We start from the raw sequence: 13,175 nt of genomic DNA on the forward strand, positions 1-13,175 counted from the left end.
CCTTCGGCTGGAAGGTTCAATCGGGAAGGTCAGGTACGGTCGTGCAGATGAGGATCGGAGAGATGGGAGATCGCTGCGGGGTGAGCACGAAGACGATTCGATACTACGAGTCGATCGGATTGCTGGATGAACCCGAGCGGACTGCGAGCGGCTATCGCGCCTATGCCGCCGACGCGGTCGAGCGGCTGCGATTCATCCGGGACGCGCAGGCCACGGGCCTGACCCTGGCCGAGATCTCGTCGGTGCTCGAGCTCAAGAGCGCGGGCGAGCGGTCATGCGCGCACACCACGGCGCTGATCGAGGCCCACGTGGATGCCATCGATGTCCAGATCTCCCAGCTTCGCTCCGCTCGCACGGAGCTGGCCGCACTGCTGAGGCGATCCCAGGGGCTCGACCCGGCGTCGTGCACCGACCCCAACCGCTGCCAGGTGATCAGCCGAGCCCGCTAAACCACTTGACTTTCCAGTTGACTGGAATCTTTAGAGTGCGAATGTGACCACGGGCACCGCCCGCGCCGAGATGGCGATCGACGGGATGACCTGTGCTGCCTGCGCCAGCCGGATCCAGAACCGGCTCGATGGGTTGGATGCTGTGGCGGCGGCGCAGGTGAACTTCGCCACGGGGCGGGCCACGATCACGCACGACGGATCGCTCGACGAGTCGTTGGTCGCGACCGAGATCGCAGCGCTGGGCTACTCGGTCATCGCTGCCGGCGACAGCGAGGCGGCCGAGAAGCGGCGCCAATCGGACCTGCTGGCCCGGTTGGTCATCGGTGCGGTGCTGACGGTGCCGTCGCTGCTGATCTCGATGATGCCGGCGCTGCAGTTCGACGGATGGGAATGGTTGGTCGCCGTGTTGGCGGCCGTCGTGATCGTGGGATCTGGATGGCCGTTTCATCGAGCGGCGGCGTTGAACCTGAGCCATGGCGCCACCACGATGGACACGCTCGTGTCGATGGGATCGCTGTCGGCGCTGGCGTGGTCGCTGGCGGTGTCCGTCGCCGACATCGGCGACGGCCATGTGTACTTCGAAACCGGCGCAGTGATCGTCACGCTGATCTTGCTGGGCAAATGGCTGGAGCTTCGGGCTAAGCGCCGTTCCGGTGACGCCATCCGGGCGCTCGCCGACTTGGGCGTGCGGACGGCCCGACTGGTCGATGGCCGCGAAATTGCGCTTGCCGACCTGGCGGTCGGCATGCGGTTCGTTGTCCGGCCGGGCGAGAGGATCGCCACCGACGGCGTGGTTGTGGAGGGACGGTCTGCGGTCGATGCGTCGATGGTGACCGGCGAGCCCGTGCCGGTGGAGGTGGGGCCCGGCGACGAGGTGATCGGCGCCACGATCAACGCAAATGGAGCGCTCGTCGTCGAGGCGACGAAGGTCGGCGCCGAAACGGCACTGGCTCAGATCATCCGCCTGGTGAACGAAGCGCAGGGCAGTGGTGCAGAAGTGCAACGGCTGGCCGATCGGGTGTCGGCGGTGTTCGTGCCCATCGCCATTGCCACGGCCGTCGTCACGCTGGTTGCGTGGCTGCTCCTGGGCAACGACGCCGGAGCAGCGTTCAGCGCCGCGGTGGCGGTGCTGATCATCGCTTGCCCCTGCGCCCTCGGGCTGGCGACGCCGCTGGGAATCCTCGTCGGAACTGGTCGGGGCGCTCAGCTCGGCGTCATCATCAAGGGCGGTGAGATCCTCGAGGACACGCGCTCGGTGGATGTCGTGCTGATGGACAAGACCGGCACGCTCACTGAGGGTGCGATGACACTCACCGGCGTTCATGCAGGTGAACTTCCGAGCGCTGAGCGTGATGAAGTGCATCGACTGGCTGCATCGGCCGAGTCGTTGTCGTCACATCCGATCGCTCAGGCGATCGCCGGATCTGTCGGGGGCGCTGTCGATGAGCCTGTCGACGGTTCGATAAGCGCGTTGACAGATGTGGAGGCGTTCGAGATCACGCCGGGCGCGGGTGTGACGGCGACTATTCGCGGCGTCGAGATTCGGGTGGGTCGCCGCAGCCTGTTCGACGCCGTGCCGCCAGACGTCGCGGCTTTGGCCGCCGACGCCGAGGCCACAGGTGCAACGGCCGTGCTTGCTGGCCGCGGAGGTATCGCGGAGATCGTCCTGGAGGTGGCCGACCGAATCAAGCCGACCTCGGCGGAGGCAGTCGTGGCGCTCCGCCGTCAGGGACCGGCGGTCACACTCCTCACCGGCGACAACGAGCGCACCGCACGCACCATCGCTGCCCAGGCGGGCATCGAATCGGTGATCGCCGAGGTGTATCCCGACGACAAGGCCGCCGCCGTGCAGCGGCTCCAGGCCGGCGGCAAGCGGGTGGCCATGGTGGGGGACGGCATCAATGACGCCCCGGCGCTGGCGCAGGCCGATCTCGGCATCGCTGTCGGCACCGGCACCGACGTGGCCATTGAGGCGTCTGATCTCACCGTGGTCAGCGGTGACCTGCGAGCCGTCGCCGATGCGATTGCGCTGTCACGCCGGACACTGTCGACGATCAAGGGCAACCTGTTCTGGGCCTTCGCCTACAACGCCGCGGCAATCCCGCTTGCAGCGTTGGGCATCTTGAACCCCATGATCGCCGCCGGTGCGATGGGCGTCTCGTCGCTGTTCGTAGTGACCAACAGCCTGCGTCTCCGGCGCTTTCGGGGATACCGCCAGACTGTCTGATTAAGTGACCGTCAACAAGTGGACAGAGGAAGACATCCCCGACCAGTCCGGGCGCGTGGCGATCGTGACCGGCGCCAATTCGGGGAACGGGCTGGAAACGGCCCGGGCGCTAGCCGGTCGGGGTGCTCACGTGGTGCTCGCAGTGCGGGATCTCGCCAAGGGCGAAGCAGCGGTTGCCGACATCGAGGCAAACCACCCAGCTGCTCACCTGGAACTGGTGGAGCTCGACTTGGCATTGCTGAACTCGGTGCGCAGCGCCGCCGCCGACATCCGGGAGCGATACGGGCGCATCGACCTGCTCGTGAACAATGCAGGGGTCTTTCACACACCCCGCCGGCAGACAACGGACGGGTTTGAAATCCGGTTCGGCACGAATCACCTTGGGCACTTTGCGCTGACGGGCTTGCTGCTGGATCGGCTTGTCGGCACTCCGGGATCACGGATCGTCACGGTCAGCAGCAACGCGCACCGCTATCGCGCCCGCATCGACTTCGACCGCTTCGGGCTAGAGCAGGGTCGCAGCCAGTCAGCCGCCTACGGTCGTTCGAAGCTGGCGAACCTGCTGTTCACCTACGAGCTGCAGCGTCGGCTGGAGGTTGCTGGCTCGCCCGCCGTGGCGCTGGCGGCTCATCCTGGCTGGGCCGAGACAGAAATCCTGCGCCACTTCCGGGGCATCCGATTCATTGAGCCGTTGATTGGCCCCTTGCGCAACAGTGCTGCAACGGGTGCTCTCGCCACGCTACGGGCCGCCACCGATCCAGCCGCTGCCGGAGGAGAGTTCTACGGCTCGGACGGCTGGTTCGAGATGCGCGGGCACCCGGTGCTCGTGGGCTCCAGTGACCGTTCACGCGACGCCGAGGTGCAACGGCAGGTGTGGGCTGCCTCAGAAAACGTCACCGGAGTGACCTTCCCCATCTGAGGCGATGCTGCCCGTCAGGGTGGCCCCGCTAGCTGGTGACGAGGTCGAAGCCTTCTTCGAGCCAGCCGGACTTGCCACCGATCATCTTCTTGACCGGCCGGCCCAGCCGAGCGAGCCGGGCACCGGCTTTGTCCGCGGCATTGCAGTGGGGCCCTGCGCAGTACACGACGAACTGCGTCTCGGGCGGGTAGGCCTCCAGGGCCTCCTCGGTGATCGTTGCGTGGTACATGTGGGTTGCACCGGCGATGTGACCCGCGTCGAATCCCGATTGATCGTCGTTGACGTGGAGCAGAACGAAGTCCTGCGAACCGTTCTTCATCGACTCATGCACATCCCAGCAATCGGTTTCGAATGCGAGCAGACGCTCGAAGTGCTCCGCGGCAGCCTGCGGAGGACCGGCAGGAATCTCAGTCACGTGGCTGGTTGTTGCGACGCTCATCGGGGATCGGTCCTTCCTTTGACGCGGCCGGGCAGCCTATTGACGGTGAGAGGGGTCAGCTTCCCAAACTGAGAGTGGTCCGGCTGCGTTCATGGCGCGTCATCCTCTCGGATCGGGCTCGTCATGGTGCCAGTCGGCCTCGGCGGAAGTCGAACGAAATTCCCTGGGGTGGATGTCGGTACGATCACGCCGGCCTGAAGCCCCACATCGAGGAGCACCCATGGTGGAGACCACTGCCAGCACCAGCGTCGACATAGCGGCGAGCCCTGAAGCGGTCTACGGAATCCTGACGGATCTGTCGCGGGTGAGCGAGTTCAGCCCCGAGTGCTACAGGTCCGAGTGGGAGGACGGCTCGACCGGTCCCGAGGTTGGCGCGAAGTTCCGGGGCTACAACCAGGCCGGCGACATGAAGTGGGATGCGGGCTGCGTCGTCGTGGCTGCCGAACCCGGTCGGGAATGGGCCTTTGAGGTGCCTGCCCAGGACGGCCGTCGCACGCTGTGGCGCTACGAAATCGAGCCAAACGATGTGGGCTGCCGGGTCACCGAGAGTTTCGACTCGCCGATCCTCGACCAGGAATTCTTCCAGAAGATGAACCGCCACAGCCTGCTGGTCAACAACATTGCCAAATCGCTGGAGAACCTCAAGGCAGTCGCCGAAGGCTGACACGTACGCGAGCGGTCAGCACGCGCCCTCGACGAGTGCAGCATCGGCCACCACCTCGCCAGTCCAGCAGTAGAGCAGCACCGTCGGCGTCGCACCGAAGTCCTGCTGGTGCGGCTGCCACGGTGCGTGATGCACGGCATCGCCGGGCCCGGCCGTTCGGGGCACGCCGTCGCCGCTGGTGAACGTCGGCTCGCCGGCCAGCACGTGGTACAGCTCCTCGGCCTCATGGTGGTGGCTGGGGTAGTGCAGGTTCGGTCCCCAGACGCCGATGCCGACCCTCACCGAACGGTGCTCGACAATTGACGTCGGGCCGATGAGCTGCACGTAGCCGTAGTTGTCGTGGAAGTCCTGGCTCAGCACGCCCCGATAGCCGGCGGTCTGGATCCACGGCAGCGCCGGTGCGAGAGCGAGAAACTCTTCGAGCACCGCATCGACGGCGCCGTCGCCGCAGAGCTTGACGGCATCAAGATGCCGCAGCACCGGCAGGTGTCGAGCTTCGACCAGGGCCGGACTGCGGGCCTCGTCGAGCGCGTCGAGCACCGTGGCAACCATCGGGTACTCGGGGACAGCCTTACGGCTGCGGTGAAACTCAGCGATCCGCCGCAGCAGCTCATCAATGACACCCGCCACATCGCAATTGTCCCAGCCGCGGCCAGTCATCAGTGCGCATACGGCTTCGCCGGTTCCGCCTTCCGTCGAGTGGGCGGCGCCGGTCAGCGGACCCAAGACGCGCTCGTTGGCGGCTGGACGATTTTTGTTCTGTGCTGGTTTTAGACTAAGTCCAGAATCTGATATAGTCGATACATGCCTCAGGACACCGTGCAGATGTTGCGGGACCGTGGGATCCAGGTGACCGCGCAGCGGTTGGCGGTGCTCAATGCCGTGTCTGCCCGACCTCATGCCGCTGCTGACGATCTGGTCGGCGATGTGCGTGCCAGTATCGGGTCTGTATCCAGACAGGCAGTATTCGACGCTTTGGCCATGTTGACCGAAGAAGGTCTGATCCGGCGCATCCAGCCGGCACGGTCGGCGGCCCGATACGAGGACCGGGTCGACGACAACCACCACCACTTGGTGTGCCGGGGCTGCGGCCGGATGGTCGACGTCGACTGCGCTGTGGGGTACCAACCCTGCCTCGAGGCTGCCGAAGACCACGGATTCACGATCGACGAGGCCGAGGTCATCTATTGGGGCATCTGCCCGGTATGCCAGGCCGTGCCTGCCCTCGCCGAGAGTTCGCCATGACGACGGCACTATTGATCCACCGAACCATTCCACATTCCGCAAGGAGCAGAAATGACTGACAACAGCACCACCGACGCTGCGACATCCGCCGCCGGCAGATGCCCAGTGCTGCACGACCAAGCAAACATGGGCTCACTCGCTAACCAGCAGTGGTGGCCCGAGCAGCTGAACCTGCGGCCCTTGGGCAAGAACTCGCCGCTGATCGACCCCACCGACGAGCAGTACGACTACGCCGCCGAGTTCGAGAGCCTCGACCTCGCCGCCGTCAAGGCCGACCTCGCGGCGGCCATGACCACCTCGCAGGAATGGTGGCCGGCCGACTTCGGCCACTATGGGCCGCTCATCATCCGGATGGCGTGGCACAGCGCCGGCACCTACCGCATCCACGACGGCCGGGGAGGCGGCGGCTCGGGCACGCACCGCTTCGCACCGCTCAACAGCTGGCCCGACAACGCCAACCTCGACAAGGCCCGCCGGCTGCTGTGGCCGGTCAAGCAGAAGTACGGCCGCAAGATCTCCTGGGCCGACCTGATGATTCTGGCTGGCAACGTGGCACTGGAGTCGATGGGCTTCGAGACCTTCGGCTTCGGCGGCGGCCGAGAGGACGTGTGGGAGCCCGAGGAGGACATCTACTGGGGTCCCGAGAACGTGTGGCTCGACGACGAGCGCTACAGCGGCGACCGGGATCTGGCGAACCCGCTCGGTGCCGTACAGATGGGCCTCATCTACGTGAACCCGGAGGGGCCGAACGGTACTCCCGACCCGCTCGCAGCAGCGCGGGACATCCGCGAGACGTTTGCCCGCATGGCCATGGACGACGAGGAGACCGTGGCGCTGATCGCCGGCGGTCACACCTTCGGCAAGACGCATGGCGCCGCTGACGGCGATGCCCACGTCGGCCCCGAGCCCGAAGGTGCTGCCCTCGAGGAACAGGGTCTGGGCTGGACGAGCACGTTCGGCAGCGGCAAGGCCGGTGACGCGATCACCAGCGGGCTCGAAGGCATCTGGACGCCCACGCCGGTGGCGTGGGACAACTCGTTCTTCGAGGTCCTGTTCGGCTACGAGTGGGAGCTGTCCCAGAGCCCGGCAGGCGCCAACCAGTGGGTGCCGACCGATCCCGCTGCGGCCGACACCGTGCCCGATGCGCACGATCCGTCGAAGCGGCACGCGCCGGTGATGCTCACCACCGACCTGTCGCTGCGGATGGACCCCATCTACGAGCCCATCTCGCGGCGGTTCCTCGAGCATCCCGACGAGTTTGCGGACGCATTCGCCCGGGCATGGTTCAAGCTCACCCATCGCGACATGGGACCCGTTTCGCGCTACCTCGGACCGGAAGTCCCCGACGAGCAGCTGATCTGGCAGGACCCGGTGCCGGCCGTCGACCACGAGCTGGTCGACGAGGCCGACATCGCAGCGCTCAAGACTGCGATTCTCGACTCGGGCCTGTCGGTATCGGAACTGGTGAAGGCGGCGTGGGCATCTGCGTCAACGTTCCGCGACAGCGACCTGCGAGGCGGCGCGAACGGCGCACGCATCCGGCTTGCTCCGCAGAATGGCTGGGAAGCCAACGACCCGGCCGAGCTGGCAGCCGTTCTCACAGCGCTTGAAGGAGTCCAGGCGGCGTTCAACAGCGCCCCGGACGGTGGCAAGCGGGTGTCGATGGCCGACCTGATCGTCCTCGGCGGGTGCGCCGGGGTGGAACAGGCCGCCCGCGCCGCTGGCCACGATGTCGTGGTTCCGTTCTCGCCGGGACGCAGCGATGCCTCGGCTGAGCAGACCGACGCCGAGTCGTTCGCCGTGCTGGAACCCACCGCTGACGGGTTCCGCAACTACTGGCGGGCCGATGACAAGCGCCGTCCCGAGGTGATGCTGGTGGATCGGTCGAGCCTGCTGTCGTTGACGGCACCGGAGATGACGGTGCTGGTCGGCGGCTTGCGGGTGCTGGGTGCAAACACCGGCGGCTCGTCGCTGGGCGTGCTCACTGAGCGTGCCGGAGCGCTGACCAACGACTTCTTCGTGAACCTGCTGGACATGGCTACCGACTGGCAGGTGTCCGACACCGAGCACACATACGAAGGCCATGACCGTGCCTCCGCCGACATCAAGTGGACAGCCAGCGCGGTTGACCTCGTGTTCGGCTCCAACTCGCAGCTGCGGGCGATCGCCGAGGTCTACGGCAGCGACGACGCGGAGGCCAAGTTCGTGGCCGACTTCGTGGCGGCCTGGACGAAGGTCATGGACCTCGACCGGTTCGATCTGAGCTGAGCCACGCCGCAGGGAGCGGTACTACGTTGGGCGACAGGGGATGAACCCATGACCCAACGTCAGCGACCGCTCATGATCGGCGCCACGGCGGCCGATCCGAAGCGAGCTGTCTTCATCTGGAACGCCATCCGCAAGTACTTCAACGAGGCCGGACTCGAAACGGAGTACGCGCTGTATTCCACCTACGACGCGCTGTGCGGTGCAGTGCTGGACGGTCACGTCGACATTGCGTGGAATGCCCCGATGGCGCACGCCCAGCTGCTGCTGCAGTCGCCGGGCACATGCCGGACGCTGGCGATGCGGGACACAGATGAGGACGTCCACTCTCTGATTGTCGCCCGAGCCGATGCCGCCATCGCCGATCTGGACGATCTGCGAGGGCGGCGCCTGGCCCTCGGCGTGGACATCTCCAGCGAGCTGTTCCTACTGCCCACGGCGCAGCTCGCCGAGGACGGTTTCGACATCACCTCAGACTGCGAGCTCGTCGAGCTCGAGGCCACCGAGTACTCCAACCTGCAGCGATGGGTGGACGACCGGGCGATCTTCGGGGCCGTCATGGACGGCCGGGCCGACGCGGGTGTCATCTTCGAGCCATGGCTCGGGTACCTGCTGCGCCGCCACGAGCTGGCTCCCGACGACATCGTCGAGGTGTGGCGTACGCGGCCCTACTGCCACTGCGCCTACACGTCGGGTCCCAGCCTGAGCGAAACCGACAGCAAACGGTTCGTCGAGCTCCTCGTGGCCATGGATCCCGAAGATCCCGACATTGCCGAGATGATGCGCATGGAGCACCTCACCAAGTGGGTGCGAGCTACCGACGACGGCTGGAGCGACCTGATGGGCGCCGTCCGCAAGGCGGACCTCGTCGGCAAGATCTTCTGAAACTGTCCAGGGAGGGACCGGACATGTCGAAACCTGGGCTGGGCCTACTGCTGGGCTTCGAGGACTCGATGGCCGATTTTGTCGAACTTGCTCGTGAAGGCGAGGCGGCGGGGATGGAGTCGATGTACACCGTGGAGGCCGGACGCAGCGCCTTCGTCTCCGCGGCAGCCGTGATCGCTGCCACCGAGCGGGTCACCGTGGGCACCTACATCGCCAATGCGTATGCCCGCGAACCGTGGTTGACCGCAATCGCAGCTCGGGACCTCGACGAGATGAGCGGCGGACGGTTCACGCTCGGCCTCGGCACCGGCAATCGGCACTTCAACGACTGGTACATGGGAATCGACGACTTCCGGCCGCTGGGCAAGCTGCGCGACTACATCCAGATCGTGCGCAGCGCCGTGGCCGGCCGGGCGGGGGAGCCGGTGCGCTATGAGGGTGATCACCACCGCATCCGCTGGCGCGCCTCCTGGGAACCCACACGCCCGTCGATCCCCGTCTACCTGTCGGCCTCTGGACCCAAGATGGTCCGCTTGGCGGGTGAGGTAGCCGACGGTGTCGGCGTCGGTGTGATGTCGTCGGTCGAGTTCATGCGCAACATCGTCCGGCCCGCGGCGCAACAGGCGGCTGACGAGGCTGGCCGTGACCCTGCCGGCGTGGGTTTCCTGATGGGTTCCTTCCTCAGCGTCAACGACGACGAGGAGCTGGCTCGCAACGCCGCCAAGGCCACCATCTGCGGGTTGTTCCACCCCGTGCCGCACCCGTACTACGACTCGCAGCTCCGCCAGCTGGGTTTCGACGAGTTTGCCGACGCCGCAACCCGGTTGATGCCTCAAGGCCAGATTCGGGAGGCGATCGGCTTGGTGCCCGACGAGGTCGTCGACACCATGACTATCACCGGCACGCCAGTCCAGTGCGCCAGCCGCATCTCCGACTACAGCGGCCTGACCTCGGAGATCATCCTGTTCCGGGTACCGCAACGCACCGATCCGCCGGGACTGGCCGGCTACGACTCACTGTTCGAGGTCGTCTCGCTCGCCGGAGCGTGAGATCGTTGCCGTGGAGCCGCTGGAATCGAGCCAGGGCTAGCGTCGGGACAGCTTGTCGAAAGGGATCCGATGCTGTCTGACCGCAGCCTGGGATGGCTTCGCTACCTCGACCGCAAGGCCCACACCCCCGACGACTGGTCACGCGGCGGCCAGCCGCATCCCCACTGGGATGACCGCTCAGATCCGCCGATGGCCAGCTGGCATCGCTTCGATCTCGTCGACTCGTCCTACGCCCTCGGTCTGATGGCTCACCGCACCCCTGCGTGGACGGAACGCTACGTCGCCGTGTTGGACCAGCTCATCGAACGCCATACGGGCTGGTGGTCGGCGTCGGACTGGCTCACCCAATTCGGCCCTGACCCGGACCGGGCGAACTACCCCGACGCCTACCGGCCATTCATCCCTCGCCATCTGTGGGGCGACTACGACGTGCCCGGCTGGACGGCCAATGGCATCGAGCCGTGGGGCATCCAGATGGACCCCGTCGCTGCCGACGGCATGCTCTTCTACAAGGGCTTCTTTTTGGTGCTGCTCGGCATACGCGAGATGATCGCTGCCGAGAGCCGCTGGAACGAGCCGTTCGACATGATCCGCGACGGCGAGCACACGTTCACGTGGGCTCACTCGGAGATTGCCGCTCACCTGCGGCAGCAGTGGCTGGCCGCCCCGATCGGCTGCCACTGAGAGAACACCAAGATCTGGCCGTTCTGACTGGCCGGAGCCGGCCTCGGTCTGAGGCTTCACGACAATCGCTACGGCACCGACCACCACCCCGCTGCGTTCGACCCATGGTGGGAATACGCCCGCGAGCACTACTTGGACCTGGTGGGCGAGGCCGAGCCCACGACCACCACGATGTACTACGACCCACAGATCGACGTGCATCACCGTCTGCCAGTGCGAGCCGCGCTGACCACGGCGTTCTACGTGGCGCCCCAGCGGGCCGACGAGGCCCGGCGCCTGTTCGACGCGGCCTGCCGGTCGGCACGGCTCGACCTGGACCTCGACCTGCCGCTGATTGCCGGCCGCGGGATCCCCTCATCGTTGCTGTTGGCCCGCGAGTGGGGCATGACCGACCTCGAAGAGCGGCTGGCAGCGGCCGTCGAAGCGTCCTACGAGCCGACCTGGGACCACGACCGGGGAGAGTTCACCTGGGGCATGGGGTTGAACGAGGAGTACCCCCGAGGCCAGTTCAACGCCTTCTTGGCCGCCGCTGAAGCCTGCGGGCCCCAGCGTTGGACAACGCTGTCAGCAGCGCCCTTGCAGCGCTGCCCGCAGGTGGTCGACGTCGACTTCCCCCGTGTTGCCTTGCGCCAGGCCGAATGGGCCGGCAGCACGCTGAAGCTCGGCTTGGCGCCGTTGCACGAGAATCCGACACAGACGACGATGTTCAGAATCGTTGGATCCGAAGCCGGACCATGGCGGATCACGGGACCCGAAAGCGCCACCGTCACCCAGACCGATCACGGCCTGGTAGTCGATACGCCTCTCGTGACGGCCAAGATCGAACTGGCTCCTGCGGCTGTCGCATAGTTCTGTTCAGCAGGCTCTGACGGGCGACACGCCGGAGCCCGAGACGACGGGCTCAGTAGTCGATTGGCGTCGTCCAGCGGGGGTCGTCGTGGGCGTCCCAGTAGGCCTGACGGAGATGCATCGTGATCGGCCCGGGGGTTCCGTCTCCGAGCGGTTGACCGTCGATCGTCGTGACCGGCATGACGCCGCCGGCCGTGCTGGTCATGAACGCTTCGTCGGCTCGGCTGGCATCGGCGACCGGGATGGGGGCCACGTGGGTGGTCAGACCCTGCTCGGCGGCCAAGTCGAGGACGGTCCGGCGAGTGATGCCCTCCAGCACCCCGGCGTCGGGCGTGTACAGCTGACCGCCGGCAACAAGGAAGATGTTGAAGCCGGGACCCTCGGTGAGGTTCCCGTCGAGGTCAGGCAGTACGACCACGCTGCCGCCGCGCTCGTGGGCCTCGAAAGCGCCGCGGGTCAGGTCGCCCCAGTGGAAGTTCTTGACCGTCGGGTCCACCGATGCAGTCGGGATGCGCACGGTGTCCTGGGCGATGATCAGGTGCGAGCCTGCCTCCTGCTTGTCGGGCTCGACGATCCAGATGTATGGGATGGCATAGGCGTAGAACCGGTTCTGGAACGACCACGGGCTGCGGCTGTCTCGGCTCGGCCGACCCCGTGTCGTGATCATGTCGACGTAGGACTCGCGCAGCCCTGATTTGCGCACGCACTCGGTGAGGATCTCGGTGATCTGCTCACGGTCGAGATCGAGGTCCATCTGGAGGCTCTTCATGCTGCGCTCGAAGCGGTCCAGGTGAGCGTCGAGCCGGAAGAACTTGCCGTTCCACACGGCGACGACGTCGTAGGTCACATCCGAGCGGCTGAAGCCCACGTCGAGCAGCGAGATCTTGGCGTCACGGATGGGCACGTACTCGCCGTCAACCCAGGCGCACCCCCGGCCGAACGGATTGTCACCGGTCATTGAATGCTCCAGTCATTGGCCTTCGCCTCCGGTCTCGGTTCCGACGCGTCGGTCGATCAGCCGCTGGAAGTGCTGTGCGCCATTCATGGCCGGCACCCGGCCGACGCCGGGGCCCATGTCGCCGAGCACCGGGAAGCCGGCTTCCACGCGGAAGCTGAACGGCATGGACTGGGGAAGGAAGCACTCGGTGTCGTCGCAGGCCTGCCAGCGAACCCGACCGCTGATCGTGACGAAGCGCCCCTCGTCGTCCTTCTGCATCTTCCGTGCGTTCTGCGTCACGGGCAGCCGCAGCACCACGTCCCCCTCGTACACCTGCAGTGTCTCGCCCGAACCGGTGAGCGTCAGAGGTGACGTCGGCGGCGCTAGTAGCTCGTAGGACAGGATCCCGTCGAGGTCGTCGAGCTCGATGGCTGCGGCCACCAATCCGTCGGGCACAGGTTCGCCGTACAGGTGTTGGCCTTCGGGAACCCGGAACGTGGCGACGATCTGGCGCGTGACGCCCATCGGGAGCCGATCCCCGTCGATCCGAACGTCTGCCGAGA

General features: G+C 66.3%; 14 protein-coding genes. 10 read left to right on the forward strand and 4 right to left on the reverse strand.

Annotated features, from left to right (window positions below; genetic code table 11):
* Positions 1 to 47 precede the first annotated feature (47 nt).
* The 3 genes from VI480_RS10410 to VI480_RS10420 all read left to right on the forward strand — a co-directional run bounded on the left by VI480_RS10410 (position 48) and on the right by VI480_RS10420 (position 3,595).
* Entirely contained in the window at positions 48 to 449 is a 402-nt protein-coding gene (locus VI480_RS10410; protein ID WP_323672773.1) for a heavy metal-responsive transcriptional regulator, read from the forward strand.
* Positions 450 to 519: 70 nt separating this feature from the next.
* On the forward strand, positions 520 to 2,676 hold the full coding sequence (locus VI480_RS10415) for a heavy metal translocating P-type ATPase (RefSeq protein ID WP_416246678.1): 2,157 nt from the start codon (positions 520 to 522) through the stop codon (positions 2,674 to 2,676).
* Positions 2,677 to 2,680: 4 nt separating this feature from the next.
* Positions 2,681 to 3,595, forward strand: a complete 915-nt coding sequence (locus tag VI480_RS10420; RefSeq protein ID WP_323672775.1) for an oxidoreductase — start codon at positions 2,681 to 2,683, stop codon at positions 3,593 to 3,595.
* 28 nt (positions 3,596 to 3,623) lie between these two features.
* On the opposite strand, the gene VI480_RS10425 is transcribed toward VI480_RS10420, so the two are convergent.
* Positions 3,624 to 4,034 carry a rhodanese-like domain-containing protein gene (locus VI480_RS10425; RefSeq protein WP_323672776.1) on the reverse strand — a complete coding sequence of 137 codons (411 nt, stop codon included), beginning with the start codon at positions 4,032 to 4,034 and terminating at the stop codon, positions 3,624 to 3,626.
* A gap of 220 nt (positions 4,035 to 4,254) precedes the next feature.
* On the opposite strand from VI480_RS10425, the gene VI480_RS10430 reads away from it, so the two are divergent.
* Positions 4,255 to 4,698 (forward strand): SRPBCC family protein, encoded by a 444-nt coding sequence (locus VI480_RS10430; RefSeq protein WP_323672777.1) that lies wholly within the window; start codon positions 4,255 to 4,257, stop codon positions 4,696 to 4,698.
* 15 nt (positions 4,699 to 4,713) lie between these two features.
* On the opposite strand, the gene VI480_RS10435 is transcribed toward VI480_RS10430, so the two are convergent.
* A complete protein-coding gene (locus VI480_RS10435) occupies positions 4,714 to 5,424 on the reverse strand; it encodes a dimethylsulfonioproprionate lyase family protein (RefSeq protein WP_323672778.1) in 711 nt (236 codons plus the stop codon).
* Between the two features lie 78 nt (positions 5,425 to 5,502).
* Between VI480_RS10435 and VI480_RS10440 the strand changes: the two genes are divergently transcribed.
* The 6 genes from VI480_RS10440 (at position 5,503) to VI480_RS10465 (ending at position 11,675) form a co-directional block, all read left to right on the forward strand.
* Positions 5,503 to 5,943, forward strand: coding sequence for a Fur family transcriptional regulator (locus tag VI480_RS10440; RefSeq protein WP_323672779.1), 441 nt, complete (start codon positions 5,503 to 5,505; stop codon positions 5,941 to 5,943).
* Positions 5,944 to 5,994: 51 nt separating this feature from the next.
* A complete protein-coding gene (gene katG / locus VI480_RS10445; protein WP_323672780.1) occupies positions 5,995 to 8,211 on the forward strand; it encodes a catalase/peroxidase HPI in 2,217 nt (738 codons plus the stop codon).
* 48 nt (positions 8,212 to 8,259) lie between these two features.
* Complete coding sequence (locus tag VI480_RS10450) at positions 8,260 to 9,093, forward strand: phosphate/phosphite/phosphonate ABC transporter substrate-binding protein (protein WP_323672781.1); 834 nt, start codon at positions 8,260 to 8,262, stop codon at positions 9,091 to 9,093.
* Positions 9,094 to 9,116: 23 nt separating this feature from the next.
* A complete protein-coding gene (locus tag VI480_RS10455; protein ID WP_323672782.1) occupies positions 9,117 to 10,142 on the forward strand; it encodes an LLM class flavin-dependent oxidoreductase in 1,026 nt (341 codons plus the stop codon).
* A gap of 69 nt (positions 10,143 to 10,211) precedes the next feature.
* Positions 10,212 to 10,826, forward strand: a complete 615-nt coding sequence (locus VI480_RS10460; RefSeq protein ID WP_323672783.1) for a hypothetical protein — start codon at positions 10,212 to 10,214, stop codon at positions 10,824 to 10,826.
* Positions 10,827 to 10,967: 141 nt separating this feature from the next.
* The gene (locus VI480_RS10465; RefSeq protein ID WP_323672784.1) at positions 10,968 to 11,675 is read left to right on the forward strand and encodes a hypothetical protein; all 708 of its coding nucleotides are present in this window, start codon (positions 10,968 to 10,970) and stop codon (positions 11,673 to 11,675) included.
* Between the two features lie 52 nt (positions 11,676 to 11,727).
* Here VI480_RS10465 and VI480_RS10470 read toward each other — a convergent pair whose 3' ends face one another.
* Positions 11,728 to 12,633, reverse strand: coding sequence for an aminotransferase class IV (locus VI480_RS10470; protein ID WP_323672785.1), 906 nt, complete (start codon positions 12,631 to 12,633; stop codon positions 11,728 to 11,730).
* Positions 12,634 to 12,645: 12 nt separating this feature from the next.
* Positions 12,646 to 13,137, reverse strand: a complete 492-nt coding sequence (locus tag VI480_RS10475) for a protein-disulfide reductase DsbD domain-containing protein (RefSeq protein ID WP_323672843.1) — start codon at positions 13,135 to 13,137, stop codon at positions 12,646 to 12,648.
* Between the last annotated feature and the right edge of the window lie 38 nt (positions 13,138 to 13,175).

It is taken from the genome of Candidatus Poriferisodalis multihospitum (assembly GCF_028283155.1).
Taxonomy (GTDB): domain Bacteria; phylum Actinomycetota; class Acidimicrobiia; order Acidimicrobiales; family Poriferisodalaceae; genus Poriferisodalis; species Poriferisodalis multihospitum.